General features: G+C 70.9%; 18 protein-coding genes. 12 read left to right on the forward strand and 6 right to left on the reverse strand.

The features are described from left to right. Positions 1 to 111 precede the first annotated feature (111 nt). Both aspS and GVN67_RS12945 read left to right on the forward strand, forming a co-directional pair. Entirely contained in the window at positions 112 to 1914 is a 1803-nt protein-coding gene (gene aspS, locus GVN67_RS12940) for an aspartate--tRNA ligase (protein ID WP_159996522.1), read from the forward strand. 61 nt (positions 1915 to 1975) lie between these two features. Beyond that, entirely contained in the window at positions 1976 to 2884 is a 909-nt protein-coding gene (locus tag GVN67_RS12945; protein ID WP_159996524.1) for an EipB family protein, read from the forward strand. A 283-nt stretch (positions 2885 to 3167) separates the two neighbouring features. On the opposite strand, the gene GVN67_RS12950 is transcribed toward GVN67_RS12945, so the two are convergent. Next, complete coding sequence (locus GVN67_RS12950) at positions 3168 to 4175, reverse strand: asparaginase (RefSeq protein WP_159996526.1); 1008 nt, start codon at positions 4173 to 4175, stop codon at positions 3168 to 3170. 168 nt (positions 4176 to 4343) lie between these two features. Here GVN67_RS12950 and GVN67_RS30440 point away from each other — a divergent pair, with 168 nt between their 5' ends. Further along, the gene (locus GVN67_RS30440) at positions 4344 to 5429 is read left to right on the forward strand and encodes a methyl-accepting chemotaxis protein (RefSeq protein ID WP_304621460.1); all 1086 of its coding nucleotides are present in this window, start codon (positions 4344 to 4346) and stop codon (positions 5427 to 5429) included. A 30-nt stretch (positions 5430 to 5459) separates the two neighbouring features. Here the strand turns inward: GVN67_RS30440 and GVN67_RS12960 are convergent, their stop codons facing one another. Next, on the reverse strand, positions 5460 to 6881 hold the full coding sequence (locus GVN67_RS12960; protein WP_235035274.1) for an MATE family efflux transporter: 1422 nt from the start codon (positions 6879 to 6881) through the stop codon (positions 5460 to 5462). Between the two features lie 162 nt (positions 6882 to 7043). Here GVN67_RS12960 and GVN67_RS12965 point away from each other — a divergent pair, with 162 nt between their 5' ends. From GVN67_RS12965 to GVN67_RS13005, 9 genes are all read left to right on the forward strand, one after another. Further along, positions 7044 to 8249, forward strand: a complete 1206-nt coding sequence (locus GVN67_RS12965) for an MFS transporter (protein WP_159996530.1) — start codon at positions 7044 to 7046, stop codon at positions 8247 to 8249. A 208-nt stretch (positions 8250 to 8457) separates the two neighbouring features. Beyond that, entirely contained in the window at positions 8458 to 10026 is a 1569-nt protein-coding gene (locus GVN67_RS12970; protein ID WP_200845248.1) for an ABC transporter substrate-binding protein, read from the forward strand. 87 nt (positions 10027 to 10113) lie between these two features. Then, a complete protein-coding gene (locus GVN67_RS12975; protein WP_159996534.1) occupies positions 10114 to 11160 on the forward strand; it encodes an alpha/beta hydrolase in 1047 nt (348 codons plus the stop codon). Positions 11161 to 11402: 242 nt separating this feature from the next. Beyond that, positions 11403 to 11609, forward strand: a complete 207-nt coding sequence (locus tag GVN67_RS12980; RefSeq protein ID WP_076957567.1) for a cold-shock protein — start codon at positions 11403 to 11405, stop codon at positions 11607 to 11609. Positions 11610 to 11801: 192 nt separating this feature from the next. Further along, a complete protein-coding gene (locus tag GVN67_RS12985) occupies positions 11802 to 12014 on the forward strand; it encodes a hypothetical protein (RefSeq protein ID WP_159996536.1) in 213 nt (70 codons plus the stop codon). A 39-nt stretch (positions 12015 to 12053) separates the two neighbouring features. After that, on the forward strand, positions 12054 to 12305 hold the full coding sequence (locus GVN67_RS12990; RefSeq protein ID WP_159996538.1) for a hypothetical protein: 252 nt from the start codon (positions 12054 to 12056) through the stop codon (positions 12303 to 12305). A gap of 145 nt (positions 12306 to 12450) precedes the next feature. Continuing rightward, a complete protein-coding gene (locus tag GVN67_RS12995; RefSeq protein WP_159996540.1) occupies positions 12451 to 14232 on the forward strand; it encodes an IlvD/Edd family dehydratase in 1782 nt (593 codons plus the stop codon). A gap of 20 nt (positions 14233 to 14252) precedes the next feature. Then, entirely contained in the window at positions 14253 to 15002 is a 750-nt protein-coding gene (locus tag GVN67_RS13000) for an SDR family oxidoreductase (protein WP_159996542.1), read from the forward strand. 28 nt (positions 15003 to 15030) lie between these two features. Continuing rightward, complete coding sequence (locus tag GVN67_RS13005; protein WP_159996544.1) at positions 15031 to 15873, forward strand: fumarylacetoacetate hydrolase family protein; 843 nt, start codon at positions 15031 to 15033, stop codon at positions 15871 to 15873. A 47-nt stretch (positions 15874 to 15920) separates the two neighbouring features. On the opposite strand, the gene pncA is transcribed toward GVN67_RS13005, so the two are convergent. The 4 genes from pncA to GVN67_RS13025 are packed head-to-tail and all read right to left on the reverse strand — an operon-like array spanning position 15921 to position 18412. After that, positions 15921 to 16538: a bifunctional nicotinamidase/pyrazinamidase gene (gene pncA / locus GVN67_RS13010; RefSeq protein WP_159996546.1), complete on the reverse strand. Its 618-nt coding sequence runs from the start codon at positions 16536 to 16538 to the stop codon at positions 15921 to 15923. Beyond that, positions 16535 to 17212 (reverse strand): urease accessory protein UreG, encoded by a 678-nt coding sequence (ureG, locus tag GVN67_RS13015; RefSeq protein WP_235035275.1) that lies wholly within the window; start codon positions 17210 to 17212, stop codon positions 16535 to 16537. The genes pncA and ureG overlap by 4 nt, the downstream gene beginning before the upstream one ends. After that, positions 17209 to 17913, reverse strand: coding sequence for an urease accessory protein UreF (locus tag GVN67_RS13020; protein ID WP_159996582.1), 705 nt, complete (start codon positions 17911 to 17913; stop codon positions 17209 to 17211). The genes ureG and GVN67_RS13020 overlap by 4 nt, the downstream gene beginning before the upstream one ends. Further along, positions 17882 to 18412: an urease accessory protein UreE gene (locus tag GVN67_RS13025; protein WP_159996548.1), complete on the reverse strand. Its 531-nt coding sequence runs from the start codon at positions 18410 to 18412 to the stop codon at positions 17882 to 17884. The genes GVN67_RS13020 and GVN67_RS13025 overlap by 32 nt, the downstream gene beginning before the upstream one ends.

Consider the following 18412-nt stretch of genomic DNA (forward strand, 5'->3'; position numbering starts at 1 on the left):
GGGGGGTTTCCTGCCGCCGGGGCAGGCCGTCGGGCATGCAATCCCTTGACAGGGGGCCGCCCGCCGCCCCTTCTGCCCCCCTTTCCGTCCGAGCCTCGGGGTTTTCGATCGATGCACGCCTACCGCACCCATACCTGCGGCGCGCTGCGCGCCAGCGACGCGGGCCAGACTGCCCGCCTCTCCGGCTGGGTGCACCGCAAGCGCGACCATGGCGGCCTGCTGTTCATCGACCTGCGCGACCATTATGGCCTGACGCAGTGCGTGCTGCCGGCCGGCTCCGCCGTCTTCGCGCAGGCCGAGGCGATCCGCCCCGAGAGCGTGATCACGGTGACCGGCGAGGTCGTGGCCCGCGAGGGGGGGACGGTGAACGACCGCCTGCCGACCGGCGCCATCGAGCTGCGGGTGGCCGAGCTCACCGTGCAGAGCCATGCCGAGGTGCTGCCGATCCAGGTGGCCGGCGAGCAGGAATTCCCCGAGGAGCTGCGCCTGCGCTACCGCTTCCTCGACCTGCGGCGGGAGAAGCAGCACCGCAACATGCTGCTGCGCGCCGGCGTCATCGCCTCGATCCGCCGCCGCATGATCGAGCAGAACTTCGTCGAGTATCAGACGCCGATCCTGACGGCGTCCTCGCCGGAGGGCGCGCGCGACTTCCTGGTGCCGTCGCGCAACCACCCGGGCACCTTCTACGCCCTGCCGCAGGCGCCGCAGCAGTTCAAGCAGCTGGCGATGGTGGCGGGCTTCGACCGCTACTTCCAGATCGCCCCCTGCTTCCGCGACGAGGCCAGCCGCGCCGACCGGTCCCCGGGCGAGTTCTACCAGCTCGACTTCGAGATGAGCTTCGTCACCCAGGAAGACGTCTTCGCCGCCATCGAGCCGGTGATGGAGGGCATCTTCGTCGAGTTCGGCAATGGCAGGAAGGTGACCCCGGCGCCGTTCCCGCGCATCCCCTACGACACGGCGATGCTGGATTACGGCTCCGACAAGCCGGACCTGCGCAACCCGCTGAAGATCACCGATGTCACCGAGAGCTTCCGGGACTCGGGCTTCGGCCTGTTCTCGAAGGTGGTCGCCGGCGGCGGCATCGTCCGCGCCATCCCGGCGCCGGGCGCCGCCGACAAGCCGCGCGGCTTCTTCGACAAGCTCAATGAATGGGCCCGCGCCGAGGGCGCCGGTGGCCTGGGCTACATCCAGTTCGCCGCCGAAGGCCCCAAGGGCCCGATCGCCAAGAACCTGGAGGCCGAGCGCGTCGAGGCGATCCGCGTCGCCTGCGGGCTGAACCCGGGCGACGCCGTCTTCTTCGCCGCCGGCAAGAAGGACGAGGCGCCGAAGTTCGCCGGCAAGACCCGCACCCGCCTCGGCGAGGAGCTGGGCCTGATCGCGCAGGACGAATTCCGCTTCTGCTGGATCGTCGACTTCCCGATGTACGAGCTGAACGAAGAGACCAAGCAGGTCGATTTCAGCCACAACCCCTTCAGCATGCCGCAGGGCGGGCTGGAGGCGCTGAACTCGATGGACCCCTTGGACATCAAGGCGTTCCAGTACGACATCGTCTGCAACGGCATCGAGCTGTCCTCGGGCGCCATCCGCAACCACCGCCCGGACATCATGATCCGCGCCTTCGAGATCGCCGGCTACACCGAGCAGACGGTCGAGGACCGCTTCGGCGGCATGCTGGCCGCCTTCCGCTACGGCGCGCCGCCGCATGGCGGCTCGGCCCCGGGCATCGACCGCATGGTCATGCTGCTGGCCGACGAGCCGAACATTCGCGAGGTCATCCTGTTCCCGCTGAACCAGCAGGGCCAGGACCTGATGATGGGCGCCCCCGCCGCGGTGGACCATGCCCGGCTTAAAGAACTCTCCATCAAGCTCGATCTTCCCCCCGCCAAGGGTGCGGCCGGGCCCAAGGCTTCCTAACTAGGGAAGGCCCCCTGCCCGGGGGGCGACCATCCCCCGGGCGCTCGAGAAGGAGTACGACATGCGGCTGCGCGACACCCTGGCCGGATTCCACGCCCTTCCCGCCGTGGCGCTGCTGGCGCTGGGCCTGGCGGCGGCCGGGCCGGCCTCGGCCCAGCAGCCGGCCGCGCCCGCGGCCCCGCAGGCCGCAGCCCCCACGCATCCCCCGATCGCCGGCACCGAGGCCATGGCGCCGCACCGCGCCGCCTATCGCCTGCGGCTGGACCGGGTGCGCCAGGGCAGCGACGTGGTGCAGGCCGGGGGCGCCATGCTGTTCGAGGTGCTCGACGCCTGCGACGGCTGGGCCACCCGCCAGCGGCTGCAGCTGACCGTGGTCAACCGCTCCGGCGACCAGGTCGAGACCAGCTCCGACTATTCCACCTGGGAGAGCAAGGACGGCCGCCGGCTGCGCTTCTCGCTGACCCAGACGGCGCAGGGCGCGGTGACCCAGCGGATCAGCGGCGAGGCGGAGCTCGCCGGCGCCGAGCCGGGCGCCGAGGGCGGCACCGTCCGCTACGAGCAGCCCTCGACCCAGCAGATGGCGCTGCCGCGCGGCACGCTGCTGCCGATGATGCACACCATCCGCAGCCTGGCCCTGGCCCGCGCCGGACAGCAGCGCATGCTGAACGCGCCGCTGTTCGACGGCACCAGCGAAGACGGCGCCCAGGACAGCACCACGCTGCTGTCCCCCTGGACCCCGCCCCAGGCGCAGCCGCGCTTCCCGCTGCTGGGCGAGCAGGCCAGCGCACGGATGCGCATCGCCTTCTTCGGCAAGGAATCGGCCGCCGCGGCCGGCGCCAGCGCGCCGGAATACGAGGTGGGCCTGCGCTACTTCGCCAACGGCGTCGCCGACGAGATGAAGATGGACTTCGGCGACTTCGCGGTGGACGGGCTGATGCAAAGCCTCGAAGCCGTGCCGGCGGCGTGCTGAAGAGAAGAGCTGGGTAGGCCAGGGGAATGAATTCCCCCGCGGCGCAGTGCGCCGCGCCCGTTCTTTTTTCTGTCAGTGCTGCCGCGCGGCCTTGGCAACGCGGGACACGGCACTGAACGGCAGCGCGACCTTCGAGGTCGCGCTGTTTTTTTATGAAAACGGCGTCCCGCCGTGATGCCCGGGCGACGGTGCCGTCCAGGCGCAGGTCACCCCACGGCCGGTGATCAGAAAAAAGATGGGGGTCTGGGGGAATTCATTCCCCCAGCCTTTGCCTGTCTGCGCTTCAATACGTCTCGAAGATCCGCGCAATTTCCGCCGGATCTTTGGTCACCGTCAGGGCGAAGGCCAGCAGGATGCGGGCTTTTTGCGGGTTCAGGTTGTCGCCCGACAGGATGCCTTGTTCCTTCATCTTGGCGCCTTGCACCACGCGGCCGCTGCCGACGCGGGTCGACTGCACCACGGTGACGCCTTGCTCCACCGCGTCGGCCAGGGCGTCGGCTTCCCAGGGCGTCGGGTTGCCGGGGGCGAAGCCGGCGCTGACGATGCCCAGGGCCCCGGCGGCGACGAAGGCACGCACCGCGGTGCCATCGGCATCGGCATGGGCGTAGCTGATGTCGACGCGGGGCAGCGCCTCGATGGTGCGCAGATCGAATTCGGTGTCCGGCGCGGTCCGGCGCAGCGGGCGGCGGTAGAAGGCGACCTTGTCGGCATCGGCCTGGCCGAGCACGCCGAAATCGGGGGTGCGGAAGGTTTGCATCCGCCAGGTGGCGGTCTTGGTGACCTCGCGCGCGGCGTGGATCTCGTCGTTCAGCATCAGCAGCACGCCCATGCCGCGGGCATCCGGGCTGGCCGCGACGCGCACGGCGTTCAGCAGGTTCATCGGCATGTCGGAGGACAGGCCGCTGGCCGGGCGCTGGGCGCCGACCATGACCACGGGCACGTCGATCTTCAGGCCGAGGGAGAGCGCGAAGGCGGTCTCCTCCATGGTCGAGGTGCCATGGCCGATGACGATGCCGGCGAGGTCGGGGATTTCCTCCACCGCGGCGTGGCAGGCCTCGGCGAGGGCGCGCCAGTCCTTGAAGCCGATGCGGCTGGAGATGAGGGCGCCATAGGGGCGGGCGATGACCTCGGCGACCATGGCCAGCTCGGGGACGCGGGCCATGATGGTCCCGGTGTCCATCACCTTGCCCAGCGTCGAATAGTCCTGGATGTCCAGCGCATGCCGGCCGAGCGAGGCCATGGTGCCGCCAGTGCCGATGAAGGCGATGCGGGGGAGGGGGGGCTGGGACATGCGGCGGATCCTCGGAGGCTGCCTGCAAGCTGTAGGCGGCGTTGTCGGCGCGGCCAAGGGGGTGGGCCAGAGGTGGGCCAGATTGGTTCACACGGCGGTCACATCCGCGCCGATAATGGACGCGCTGACGCCAGGGATGGGTGGCGGCTTCGCAGGAGGGCAGGGTCCATGCAGTCGGGGGCTTCGGGCAGGCTGGCCGTGCCGCGGGCCGGGGCGGCGGAGGCCGCGCCGACGCCGGAGAACGTGCTGGCGCTGGTCGACCAGGCCGCCGGCATCGCCGCCGCCAAGGGGCGGGCGATCCAGGCGATCACCGCGCAGACCCGCATCCTGGCGCTGAACGCCACCATCGAGGCGGCGCGCGCCGGCGAGGCCGGGCGCGGCTTCGCCGTGGTGGCAGGCGAGGTGAAGGCGGTCTCCGCCGAGGTGGCGCGGCTGGCGGCCGAGATGGAGGGCGAGCTGAGCGCCGCCTTCGGCGCGCTGCGCGGCCTGGGCCGGCGCATGGCCGAGGAGGTGCGCAGCGAGCGGCTGGTCGACCTGGCGCGCAACGCCATCGAGATCATGGACCGCAACCTCTACGAGCGGAGCTGCGACGTCCGCTGGTGGGCGACCGATTCGGCGATGGTCGACGCGCTGGAGCAGCCGGGAACAGCGCGGCTGGCGCAGGCGACGGCGCGGCTCGGCGTCATCCTGTCGGCCTATACCGTCTATCTCGACCTCTGGATCTGCGACGCCGCCGGGCGGGTGGTGGCGAGCGGCCGGCCTGAGCGCTTCCCGCAGGCGCGCGGCCTCGACGTGTCGCAGGAGAGCTGGTTCCGCGCCGCCCTCGAATCGGCCAGCGGCGACGACTATGCGGTGGCCGATGTGGCGGCGCAGCCGGCGCTGGGCCAGGCGCCGGTCGCGACCTATGCCGCCGCCATCCGCGAGGGCGCGGCAAGCCGCGGCCGGGTGCTCGGCGTGCTGGGCATTCATTTCGACTGGGCGCCGCAGGCGCGGGCGGTGGTCGAGGGCGTGCGGCTGACCGCCGAGGAGCGCGGCCGCACCCGGGTGTTGCTGCTGGATGCGCGCCACCGCGTGCTGGCCGCCAGCGACGGCGCCGGGCTGCTGCGCGACAGCGTCGCTTTGGCCACCGGCGGGCGGGAGGCCGGGGCCTATGGCGACGGGCGCGGCGGGGTGGTCGCCTTCCACCGCACCCCCGGCTACGAGACCTATCGCGGCCTGGGCTGGTTCGGCGCGGTGCTGCAGGGCCCGGCCTGAGGGGGAGGGCCTGAGCAGTCTGGGGCGCCGTCAGGCCTGGCTGGGGCGGCGTCCGGCCGGGCGCAGCCGGCGCGGCGCCAGGCCGCCGCGGGCGGCCAGGTTCTGCCAGCGCAGCGTCATCATCACCGCCACGATCGCCAGGCCGCAGGCCAGCCCGACCCAGACGCCCTGCGGCCCGTAGCCGGCCGGGAAGCCGAGGCCGAGCCCGACCGGCAGCGCCAGCCCCCAATAGCCGAGGGCCGCGAACAGCAGGGGCAGCCGCGTGTCCTTCAGCCCGCGCAGCGCGCCGGCGGCCACCGCCTGGACGCCGTCGGCCAGCTGGAAGATGCCGGCGATGACCAGCAGGCTGGCGGCCAGCGCGCGCGTTTCCGCCAGCTCCGGCGCCAGGAACAGGCCGGCGATCTGCTCGGACAGCGTCAGCAGCAGCAGCGCGGTCACCGCCATGAAGCCCGCGGCCAGGCCGATGGCGGTCCAGCCGGCGCGCCAGGCGCCGCGGGCGTCGCTGGCGCCGGCGGCCAGGCCCACGCGGGCGGTGGCGGCCTGGCCGATGCCCATCGGCACCATGAAGCAGGCGCTGGCGATCTGCAGGGCGACGGCATGGGCGGCGACGGCGCGCGGGCTGATCCAGCCCATCACCAGGGCGGTGGCCGAGAAGATGCCGATTTCCAGCAGCATCGAGCCGGCGATCGGCAGGCCGATCAGCACGATCTCCCGCATCCGCCGCCAGTCGGTGCGCCAGAAGCGCCCCGCCAGGCGGAACCGCGACAGCCGCCGGTCCAGCCGGATCCACAGCGCGAGGGACAGGAACATCGCCAGGTTGGCGATGGCGCTGGACAGCCCCGCGCCGAAGGCGCCGAGCGAGGGCAGGCCGAAGCCGCCGCCGACCATCAGCCAGACCAGCAGCCCGTTCAGCAGGATGGCGCCCAGCGCCACCCACAGCGCCGGCCCCGGCCGCTGCAGGGCGGAGAGAAAGCCGCGCAGCAGCAGGAAGCCATAGACGAAGGGCAGGCCCCAGAGCAGCGCGCGGTTGTAGTGCTGCGCCGCCTCGGCCAGCGCCGGGTCCTGGCCGGCGAGGCGCAGCAGCGCGCCGGTGTTCCACAGCAGCGTGCCGAGCACGGCGAACAACGGCAGGATAAGCCAGGCGGCCTGGCGGAAGGTGCGGCGCATCTCGCGCATGTGGTGGCGCACCCGGCCGCGCTCCTGCGCCAGCATGGCGGCGGCCGAGAAGGCCAGCCCCATCGGCAAGGCGAGGGCGATGAAATACAGGTTGCCGCCGAGCGTCGCGGCGGCCAGCGGCAGCTCCCCCAGCTGGCCGAGGAAGAAGGTGTCGGTCAGCACCAGCGCGATCTGCGACAGGTTGGTGAGCGCCAGGGGCCAGGCCAGCGCCAGCATGGCGCCGAGCTCCCTCCCCCAGCCGGTCTTGGGGTTGGTCCCCGCGGCGTGTTGTGACATGGCCCGCAGCCTGTAGCGCGAAACGGCGCGCAAGGCTCGTGGGGATCCGGCGGGGCCGGCGCGGCGGGGCGGGAGGCTGCCATGCGCGCCGCCGCCGGGGACAGGCGGGGAGGGCGGTGCAATATGCGCCTCCCCTGATGCGACCAGCCGCGGAGCGCGCCGATGACCGCCACCCCTGTCGAGGCCGCGATCCCGACCTGGCTGACCCTGCTGCTGGCCGCCGCCTGCGGCATCATCGTCGCCAATATCTATTACGCCCAGCCGCTGATCGGGCCGATCAGCGCGGCGCTGGGCCTGTCGCCCGGGGCGGCGGGGCTGATCGTGACCATGACGCAGATCGGCTATGGCGCCGGGCTGCTGCTGGTCGTGCCCTTGGGCGACCTTTTTGAAAATCGCCGGCTGGTGCTGGTGGTGATGGCGCTCGCGCTGCTCGGGCTGGTCGGCGCCGCATTGGCGCAGGGGGCGGCGCTGTTCCTGGCCTCCGCGCTGGTCATTGGCCTGGGCTCGGTCGCCGTGCAGATCCTGGTGCCGCTCGCCGCCCATCTGGCACCGGAAAAGATGCGCGGCCGGATGGTGGGCAATGTCATGAGCGGGCTGATGCTCGGCATCATGCTGGCGCGTCCCGTCTCCAGCTTCGCGACCGCGGCGCTCGGCAGCTGGCACGCCATCTTCTGGATCTCGGCCGCCGCCATGGTGCTGCTCGGGCTGGTGCTGCGGGTCGCGCTGCCGGTGCGCCGGCCGCCGCCGGGGCTGCGCTATGGCCAGCTGCTGGGCTCGATGGGGCGGCTGGCGGCGGGGGTGCCGCAGCTGCGCCGGCGCGCGCTGTACCAGTCCGGCCAGTTCGGCGCCTTCAGCCTGTTCTGGACCACCGTGCCGCTGCATCTGGCCCAGGAATTCCACCTGACCCAGACCGGCATCGCGCTCTTCGCCCTGGCCGGCGTCGCCGGGGCGGTGGCGGCGCCGATCGCCGGCCGCGTCGCCGATCGCGGCTGGGTGCGGCCGGCCAGCGGCCTGGCGATGCTGGCCGTGGCCATCTCCTTCCCGATGACCTGGATCGCGCCCGCCGGCTCGACGCTCGCCCTCGGCCTGCTGGTCGCCGCCGCCATCCTGCTGGATTTCGGCGTCTCGGCGAATGTGGTGCTGGGGCAGCGGGTGCTCTTCACCCTCGGCGCCGAGATGCGCAGCCGGCTGAACGGCCTCTACATGGCGACCTTCTTCCTGGGCGGCGCGCTGGGCTCGGCGCTGGGCGGCTGGAGCTTCGCCACCGGCGGCTGGGTCTGGTCCAGCCTGGTCGGCATGGCCCTGCCGGTGCTGGCGCTGTCCTATTGGGCGACCGAGCGCCCGGCGCGGCGGCACCCCGCCGCCTGAGTCCGCCACGGCGGCGGGCGACCTGCGAAAATTTTGGGCAGTGAAAATGTCCACCCGGTAATGCAACGGAAAGCAGGCGGCCCATCGCGCTTTCGTGTCAGGCTTGCCCCCGGGCAGGCACGCTTCTTGCTGCCTGACCCCCAACAAAATCTGCCAACGGGGGCTTCAAGCTGTGACTTCCAGGACCTTCTCGATCAAGCGACGCCTGATGCTCGGCGCCGCCGCGCTGCTCGGCCTCGCCGCCGCCCTGCCGGGCCAGGCCGCGGCGCAGAAGCTGACCATCGCCATCGCCGGCTCCGTCACCTCGATGGACCCGCATTTCTACAACGCCTCGCCGAACAACAGCGTCACCTCCCACTTCTTCGACAAGCTGGTCGAGTTCGACGCCAAGGCGGCGCTGGTGCCGGGCCTGGCCGAATCCTGGCGCGCCGTGTCGGAGACGGTCTGGGAGTTCAAGCTGCGCGCCGGGGTGAAGTGGCATGACGGCCGCGACTTCACCGCCGACGACGTCGCCTTCACCATCCAGCGCACGCCCAACGTGCCGAACAGCCCGGGCGGCTTCGGCGCCTTCGTCCGCGCCGTGCAGAAGGTCGAGATCGTCGACCCGCTGACCATCCGCTTCCACACCCCCGGCCCCTATCCGATGCTGCCGGCCGACTTCGCCTCGCTGGCCATCATCTCCCGCCATGCCGGCGAGGGGGCGGCGACCGAGGACTACAACAGCGGCCGCGCGGTGATCGGCACCGGCCCCTATCGCTTCGTCTCCTACGCGCCGGGCAACCGCACCGTGATGCGGCGCAACGAGAACTACTGGGGCGGCCGGCCGAGCTGGGCCGAGGTCGACTACCGCGTCATCTCCTCGCCGCCCGCCCGCACCGCGGCGATCCTGGCCGGCGATGTCGACATCATCGACGTCGTCCCCTCTTCCGACATCCAGGGGCTGCGTGCCGAGGCCAACCTGAAGCTGACCAGCATCCAGGGCCTGCGCGTCATCTACCTGGCGCCCGACCGCTCGCGCAGCGACAACCCGATCTTCGTCACCGACAATGACGGCAAGCCGCTGGCGACCAACCCCTTCAACGACCTGCGCGTCCGCCGCGCCCTGACCCTGTCGATCGCGCGCGACGCCCTGGCCGAGCGCGTCATGCTGGGCACCGCCCAGCCGGCCGGCCAGTGGCTGCCGCCGGGCGCCTATTCCTACAACGACGCCGTGCCGCCGCCGAAGCAGGACCTGGACGCCGCCCGCAAGCTGCTGGCCGAGGCCGGCTTCCCCAACGGCTTCCGCATGACCCTGCACACGCCGAACGACCGCTACCCGAACGACGCCCGCACCGCCCAGGCGGTGGCGCAGATGTTCACCCGCATCGGCGTGCAGACCCAGGTCGAGGCGCTGCCCTGGTCCGCCTTCTCGGTCCGCTCCTCGCGCCAGGAATTCGGCATGCGCCTGGTCGGCTGGGGCAGCGCCACCGGCGAGGCCTCCTACGCCCTGGTCAATATCCTGGGCACCTATGACACCGCCAAGCGCACCGGCGCCAACAATGCCGGGCGCTATTCCAGCGCGGCGCTGGACGCGCTGACCGCGGAGGCCACCGCCACCCTCGACGACGCCAAGCGCGAGGAGCTGCTGCGCCAGGCGGTGAAGATGTCGATGGACGACGTCGCCATCATCCCGCTGCACCAGCTGGTCAATACCTGGGCGGTCAAGCGCTCGCTCCACCACAACCCGCGCATGGATGAGCGGACGCGGGCCATGGATGTGACGCCGGGCAACTCCTGACCCCAGGAAGCAAGCGCCGGGGGAACTGAGTTCCCCCGGACCCCCACTTTCATTAGGGTCTCCCCAAAGCTCTCACGGGGATCCGCCATGCGCCGACGCACCATGCTCGCAGCGCCGCTTCTCGCCACGCCGCTGCTGGCCGCCACCGCCGAGGCCCAGCCGGCCGGCGTCGCCTTCGAGGAATTCCTCGTCCCCGGCGGCGACCCGGGCATCCAGCTCTACCTGCGCAACAAGCGCGGCGAATCGACGCCCGCCGGCCGCGGCGACCGCGTCGTGCTCTGCCTGCACGGCGCCACCTACCCGGCCAGCACCAGCTTCGACCTGCCGGTCGGCGGCGTCTCCTGGATGGACTACATGGCCGGGCGCGGCTTCGACGTCTGGTGCCTGGACCTGCGCAACTACGGCCGCTCGACCCGCGAGGCCGCCATGGCCCAGCCGCCGGAAGCCAATGCGCCGCTGACCTCGGGCGAGATCGCCCAGAAGGACATCGCCGCGGCCGCCGCCTTCATCCGGCAGAAGCGCGGCGTGGCCAAGATCGTCCATCTCGGCTGGTCCTGGGGCACCAGCCTGCAGGCCCGCTTCGCCGCCGACAATTCTTCCCTCGTCGAGCGGCTGGTGCTCTATGCCCCGCAATGGCTGCGGGACGGGCCCAGCCCGGCGGCGGCCGGGGCGGGCGAGACGCTTGGCGCCTATCGCAGCGTGACCCGGGCCGATGCCCGCGCCCGCTGGTTCAACGGCGTGCCGGAGGCCCGGCGCGGCAGCCTCTTCCCGCCCGGCTGGTACGAGCATTGGGCCGACGCCACTTTCGCCACCGATCCGGAAGGCATGCGTCAGGTTCCCTCTGCTCTGCGCGCCCCGAACGGCGTGCTGGCCGATTCGCGGGCCTATTGGCAGGCCGGAAAGCCCTTCTACGACCCTGCCGCCATCACCGCGCCGACCCTGCTGGTGCTGGCCGAATGGGACCGCGACACGCCGCCGGCGCTCGCCGCCGCGCTGTTCCCGCTGCTCACCCGCAGCCCGGGCAAGCGGTTGGTTTTGCTGGCGGAAGGCACCCATGGCATCCTGCTGGAGCGCAACCGGGGCGCGCTGTTCCAGGCGGTCCAGGTGTTCCTCGAGGAAGCCATCGCCAGCTGAGGCGGGGCCGGGCGCCGGGCAGCCCTGCGCCGGCGGGGCCTCGGCGTGTGACGGCCGTGCTTGTGGATTGTCGCGGGGCTGACTAAATAGGCAACGTCGACTGTTTTGGTTCGGCTTGCTGTCCCAGCTCGCCAAATCCCGCGCCCGCGCGGGGACGTAGCGTGCCTGGTGCCCGTTCCTTTTCGAGGTTGATCCGGCGCGCATGTTGCGTGACGGCAACGCATATTTAACGGAGCACCACGATGCCGATCGGTACCGTGAAGTGGTTTAACGCAACCAAGGGCTATGGCTTCATCCAGCCGGAAGATGGCTCGAAGGACGTCTTCGTGCACATTTCCGATGTCCAGCGCGCTGGCCTGCAGGGTCTGCAGGAAGGCGAGCGGATGGAGTACGAGCTGCAGCGCGGCCGTGAGGGCAAGCTCTCCGCCTCGAACCTGAAGCAGGCCTGACCCTGATCGGCCGCCCGCCCGGCAACGGGTGGGCTGGCCTCGGCCTCGGCCGAACCGTGAGACGGGCGCGCCGGCGACGGCGCGCCCGACTCGTCTCCGGTGATCCCCTCGAAGGCCTCGCTTCCCCGAGGCCCTCTGAAACCATCGGCCGCTTTTCCCCGGCGGCCCCCCTTCTCGGAGGCACGCACCCGTATGGGACGCACACCCAATTACGGTCAGCAGCGCGCCGAGCGCGCCCGCACCAAGGCCGCCAAGGCTGATGCGAAGGCGGCGCAGCGCGAGGAAGAACGCGCCCGCCGCAAGGCCGCCATCGCCGCTGGCCTCGATCCCGACATGGGCGAGCCGGTGACGCTGCCGCCCGACGACGAGGACGAGGCGGAGGATCCCGCGGGGAACAAGGGCTGAGCAGGCGCCCCGCTTCGCGCGGGACGCAGGAGAGACCCAATGGCTCCGCGTAACACGGGCGTCTTCACGATGTTCGACGTCCTCTACGAGGACGGATCGCGCCGCTCCAACCGCAAGGTGCCGAGCGAGATCCTGGGCGGGCTGGACGGCGACGAGCCGGCCCGCACCCTGATCGAGGCGCAGGACGACGAGATCGCCAAGGCTTCCGGCCGCCAGCGGCCGGTGATCGCCGAGCTGCAGCGCAGCCCGGTGGCCAAGGCGGTCAAGGTCCCCTTCGCCAAGAAGAAGTAGCGCCGGCAAAACCGGCCTGTCGCGACGCCGGCGGCGGTGGCATCAGCCCCGCCGCCGGCCGCGCCTTTCGCGGCTGTTTTCCGCCCGTTGACAGCCTGTCTGGCCCGGCCGACGCTTCCCCCAGGACGTGGGGAGAATGCGGACAATGGACCAGACGAAAAAGCAATTCCGGCTGCGCAGCCAGCGCTGGTTCGACGACCCGGAAGATCCGGGCATGACGGCGCTCTATATCGAGCGCTTCCTGAATTTCGGCATGACCCGCGGCGAGCTGCAGTCGGGCAAGCCGATCATCGGCATCGCCCAGACCGGCAGCGACATCGCCCCCTGCAACCGCCACCACCTGGCGCTGGCCGAGCGCACCAAGGCGGGCATCCGCGATGCCGGCGGCATCCCGCTGGAATTCCCGATCCACCCGATCCAGGAGACCGGCAAGCGCCCCACCGCGGCGCTGGACCGCAACCTGGCCTATCTGTCGCTGGTCGAGGTGCTGCACGGCTATCCGCTGGATGGCGTGGTGCTGACCACCGGCTGCGACAAGACCACGCCCGCCTGCCTGATGGGCGCCGCCACCGTCAATATTCCGGCCCTGGTCCTGTCCGGCGGGCCGATGCTCGACGGGCATTGGAAGGGCAAGCTGTCCGGGTCGGGCACCATCGTCTGGGAGGCGCGCAAGCGGCTCGCCGCCGGTGAGCTGGACTACGAGGCCTTCATGAACATGGTGGCGAGCTCCGCCACCTCGATCGGCCATTGCAACACCATGGGGACCGCCCTCTCCATGAACTCCCTGGCCGAGGCGCTGGGCATGTCGCTGCCCGGCTGCGCCGCCATCCCCGCCGCCTATCGCGAGCGTGGCCAGATGGCGCATGCGACCGGCATGCGCATCGTCGAGATGGTGAAGGAGAACCTTCGCCCCTCCGACATCATGACCCGCGAGGCTTTCGAGAACACCATCGTGCTGGCCAGCGCCATCGGCGCCAGCTCGAACTGCCCGCCGCATCTGGTGGCCATCGCCCGCCACATGGGCGTCGAGCTCACGACCGAGGACTGGCAGGGCATCGGCGCCGATGTTCCGCTCCTCGTCGACTGCCAGCCCGCCGGGCGCTTTCTGGGAGAAATGTTCTTCCGCGGCGGCGGCGTGCCGGCGGTGATGAAGGAGCTGCTCGACGCCGGCAAGCTGCATGGCGGGGTGAAGACCGCCTCCGGCAAGACGCTCGCCGAGGACCTGGCGCTGGCCCCCGAGCCCGACCGCGAGGTGATCCGCGCCTATGCCGCGCCGATGAAGACCCATGCCGGCTTCGTCGTCCTGTCGGGCAATATCTTCGACAGCGCGGTGATGAAGGTGAGCGTCATCGACGAGGCCTTTCGCAAGCGGTTCCTGTCGAACCCCGAGGACATCTTCGAAGGCAAGGTCATCGTCTTCGAGGGGCCCGAGGACTACCACGAGCGCATCGAGGACCCCGATCTCGGCGTCGACGAGCGCAGCGTGCTGGTGATCCGCAACTGCGGCCCCGTCGGCTACCCCGGCAGCGCCGAGGTGGTGAACATGCAGCCCCCCGGCAAGCTGATCCGCGAAGGCCTCGACGCCCTGCCGACCATGGGCGACGGGCGGCAGAGCGGCACCTCCGCCTCGCCCTCCATCCTCAACGTCTCGCCCGAGGCGGCGGTCGGCGGCGGCCTGGCCCTGCTGAAATCCGGCGACCCGATCCGCATCAACCTGAAGACCCGGAAGGTCGACCTGCTGATCCCGGCGGAAGAGCTCGCCGCCCGCCGCGCCGCCTGGACCCCGCCCAAGCTGCTGAACAAGACGCCCTGGGAGGAGATCTACCGCTCCATGGTCGGGCAGCTCGGCACCGGCGGCTGCCTGGAGCCGGCGACGCTCTACCTCAACATTCTCGAGACCCGCGGCGAGAGCCGCCACAACCACTAAGTCAGGGCAGGAAGTCGCGCATGGCCGGTCGGCTCGCTGGAAAGAAGTGCTTCGTCACCGCGGCGGGGCAGGGGATCGGGCGGGCCACCGCGCTCGCCTATGCCGCGGAAGGGGCGACCGTCGTCGCCACCGACCGTGACGCGGGAAAGCTGCAAAGCCTGGCCGCGCAGGGCATCACCACCCTGGCGCTGGACGTGCTGGACGATGTCGCCGTGGCCGCCGCCGTCACCGGCCACGGCCCCTTCGACGTGCTGTTCAACTGCGCCGGCTTCGTCCACCAGAACACCGCCGAGAACTGCACCAACGACGACTGGGACTTCGCCTTCGCCCTCAACGTCCGCTCGCAATGGAAAGTGATCCAGGCAGCGCTGCCCGGCATGCTGGGCAATGGCGGCGGGGCCATCATCAACATGGCCTCCGCCGCCGGCTCGGTGAAGGGGGTGGCCAACCGCTTCGTCTACGGCACCACCAAGGCCGCCGTGGTCGGCATGACCAAGAGCATCGCCGCCGACTACGTCGCCCGCGGCATCCGCTGCAACTGCGTCTGCCCGGGCACGGTGGACACGCCCTCGCTGGGCGAGCGGATCGAGGCCAATGCGGCGGCCGCCGGCAGCGTCGAGGCGGCGCGCGCCGCCTTCGTCGCCCGCCAGGCCATGGGGCGCCTCTCCACGGCCGAGGAGATCGCTGCCCTGGTGCTCTATCTCTCGGCGCCGGAATCGGCTTTCGTCACGGCACAGGCCATCGTCATCGACGGCGGCTGGACCAACTAGTCTTCAGTTCCAAGGGAAACGCATCAACATGAAGCTGCTGCGCTACGGCCCGCCGGGCCAGGAAAAGCCGGGCCTGCTGGCCGCCGACGGCACCATCCGCGACCTGTCGGGCGTCATCGCCGACCTCTCCGGCGAGGCGCTGTCGGAAGCAGGCCTCGCCAAGCTCGCGGCCCTCGACGCCGCCAGCCTGCCGAAAGTGGAAGGAAACCCGCGCCTGGGCTCGCCGGTGACGGGGATGAAGAACTTCGTCTGCATCGGCCTGAACTATGCCGACCACGCCGCCGAGACCGGCGCCCCGATCCCGAAGGAGCCGATCATCTTCCTGAAGTCGCTCGGCGCCCTGTCCGGCCCGAATGACGACGTCGAGGTCCCCCCCGGCAGCGTCAAGACCGACTGGGAGGTAGAACTGGCGATCATCATCGGCACCCGCGCCAAGAACGTGTCCGAAGAAGACTCGCTGAACTACGTCGCCGGCTACGCCGTCTGCAACGACGTCTCCGAGCGCGAATGGCAGACCGAGCGCGGCGGCACCTGGGACAAGGGCAAGGGCCACGAGACCTTCGGCCCCCTCGGCCCCTGGCTGGTCACCAAGGACGAGGTGGCCGACCCGCAGAACCTCGCCATGTTCTGCGAGGTCGATGGCCACCGCTACCAGGACGGCTCCACCCGCACGATGATCTTCGGCGTGCAGAAGCTGGTCTCCTACGTGTCGCAGTTCTTCACCCTGCACCCGGGCGACGTCATCTCGACCGGCACCCCGCCGGGCGTGGGCCTCGGACAGAAGCCGCCGGTGTTCCTGAAGGCGGGGCAGAACATCCGCCTGGGCATCGAAGGGCTCGGCGAGCAGACCCAGAAAACCATCGCTGGGTAAAAGAAAGTCCGGGGGAAAGTATTCCCCCGGGCCCCCATCTATTTCTGTCAGAAAGCGGCGCTCTGCACGAACTGCACGCCGTGGGCCCGCAGCCGCGCGGTGCCGGCGGCCGTCGCCTCGGGCGTGATGCCGCGACAGGCATCCTCGATCAGCACCACCTGATAGCCCAGCTCGGCGGCATCCTCGGCGGAGAAGTCGGTGCAATAGCCGCGCGCCAGCCCGGCGATGAAGACGCGCTTCACCCCGCGCTCCTGCAGATACCCATGCAGCCCGGTCGGCGTGCGACGGTCATTCTCGCGAAACGCCGAGTAGCTGTCGATCGCGCGGCGAAAACCCTTGCGCAGCACGAGCTCGATGCGATCCGTCTCCAGCGCCGGATGCAGCGCGGCGCCGGGCGTGCCCTGGATGCAATGGTCCGGCCACAGCACCTGCTCGCCATAACCCAGCGTCACCGTCTCGAAGGGCGATCGCCCCGGATGCTGTGACGCGAAGGAAGAATGGTCGGCGGGGTGCCAGTCCTGCGTCGCCGCCACCATCGGGAACAAGGGCTGCAGCCGGTTGATCACCGGCAGCACCGCATCGCCCCCGGCGACCGGCAGCGCGCCGCCGGGCATGAAGTCCGGCTGCACATCGACCACCAGCAGCAGGTCGCCCGGCAGGATCACGCGCGGAGGCCGCCGGCCTTCAGCACGAAATCGGCGATCTCGGCGACGCCCTGCTGCGCCTTGAGGTTGGTGAAGATGAAGGGCCGTGCCCCGCGCATCTTCTTCGAATCCCGGTCCATCACGCCAAGATCGGCGCCCACCAGCGGCGCCAGGTCGATCTTGTTGATCACCAGCAGGTCGGAGCGCGTGATGCCCGGCCCGCCCTTGCGCGGGATCTTGTCGCCGGCGGAGACGTCGATGACATAGATGGTCAGGTCCGCGAGCTCCGGGCTGAAGGTCGCGGCCAGGTTGTCGCCGCCGCTCTCGATGAACAGCACCTCGAGGCCGGGGAAGCGCTCGCTCATCTCGGCGACGGCGGCCAGGTTGATCGAGGCGTCCTCGCGGATCGCGGTATGCGGGCAGCCGCCGGTCTCGACGCCGATGATGCGCTCGGGCGCGAGGGCGTCGTTGCGGGTCAGGAACTCGGCATCCTCGCGCGTGTAGATGTCGTTGGTGATGACCGCGATGTTGTGGCTGTCGCGCAGATGCTTGCACAGCCGCTCGGTCAGCGCGGTCTTGCCCGAGCCCACGGGACCGCCGATGCCGACGCGGAAGGGGCCGTTATCCGTCCGATGACCGGAGCGCCGTTCCGGCGCGGAGGTCTGAATCGGTCGGTCGATATCATGCGTGCTCATGATCGGAAGAGCCTCGTATATTGCGTCTCGTGGCGCAGGGAGAAGAGGTCGAGCATCGGCGCCGCCGTGCCGATGCGGTCGAGGTCGGCGGCGATGCCCGCGGCGGTCGCCGCCTGCAGCGCCGGCAGCAGCGAGGCGGTGGCGATCTGCCCGTCGGTCTGGCCCAGTGGCACCAGCCGCACCCCGGCCGAGACCAGGTTGGCCGCGAAGGCCGAGAGAAACCCGAACAAGGCCATCGGCAGCGGCAGCCCCTGCCAGGCGGCCGCCGCGCCGAAGGCCACGGGATGCGCCAGGGCCCCCGCATGGCGCGCGGCGAAGGCCGCCAGCCGCGGTTCCGGCCAGGCGGCGATGGTGACCTTCAGGAAGGCGCTGCCCTGGGCCATGGTTTCCAGCGCGGTCTCGGCGGTGCCGCGCCAGGCGGCGGCGAGCATCGCCACCGCGTCCAGGGTCGCGTCGTCATCGGCCGCCGCCGCGCGGAAGGCAGCGGCCAGCAGCGCCGCGTCGACACGGCCGGCGCCGGCCTCCAGCACGGTCTCGATATAGGCCAGCAGGTCGGCGCGGTTGCGCACGGCGCCGGCCTCCACCGCCATCTCCAGCCCGTGGCTATAGGTATAGGCGCCGACCGGATAGGCCGGCGACAGCCAGGTCAGCAGGCGCTGCAGGTCGCCTTCAGTGGTGGTGGTGGCCATGCCCATGATCATGCCCGTGGTCATGGTCGTGGTCGCCGTGATGGTGGCCGGCATGGCGGTTGTGCTCGCCATAGGCGCCGCCTTCCGGGTTGAAGGGGGCGTCGACCTTGGCGAGCGTCGCGCCGAGCCCGACCAGCATCTTCTCGATCACATGGTCGGCGCGGATCAGGATGCGCTCGGCATCGATCTCGGCCGGCAGGTGGCGGTTGCCCAGGTGCCAGGCCAGGCGCAGCAGATGGTGGATGTCGCGCGCGCGGATTTCTATGAGTGGCTCCGGCGCGGCCTGCACCAGGATGACGCCGCCACCCTCCAGCAGCAGCCCGTCGCCATGCCGCAGCACGGTGGCGTCGGGCAGGTCGAGCAGGAAGCTCTTGCCGCCTTCGCCGGTATAGCGCTTGCGGCGCCGGTGGCGGTCGTCGAAGTCGACGGTGATGCGGTCGCGCGCGGTCGCCGCCTGCCATTCGCCGGCCGGCAGCACCTGGGTGGCGCGGGGGAGGTTGTCTTCGGTCAT

The sequence above is a fragment of the Roseomonas sp. 18066 genome (assembly GCF_902706185.1).
Classification (GTDB): Bacteria; Pseudomonadota; Alphaproteobacteria; order Acetobacterales; family Acetobacteraceae; genus Pseudoroseomonas.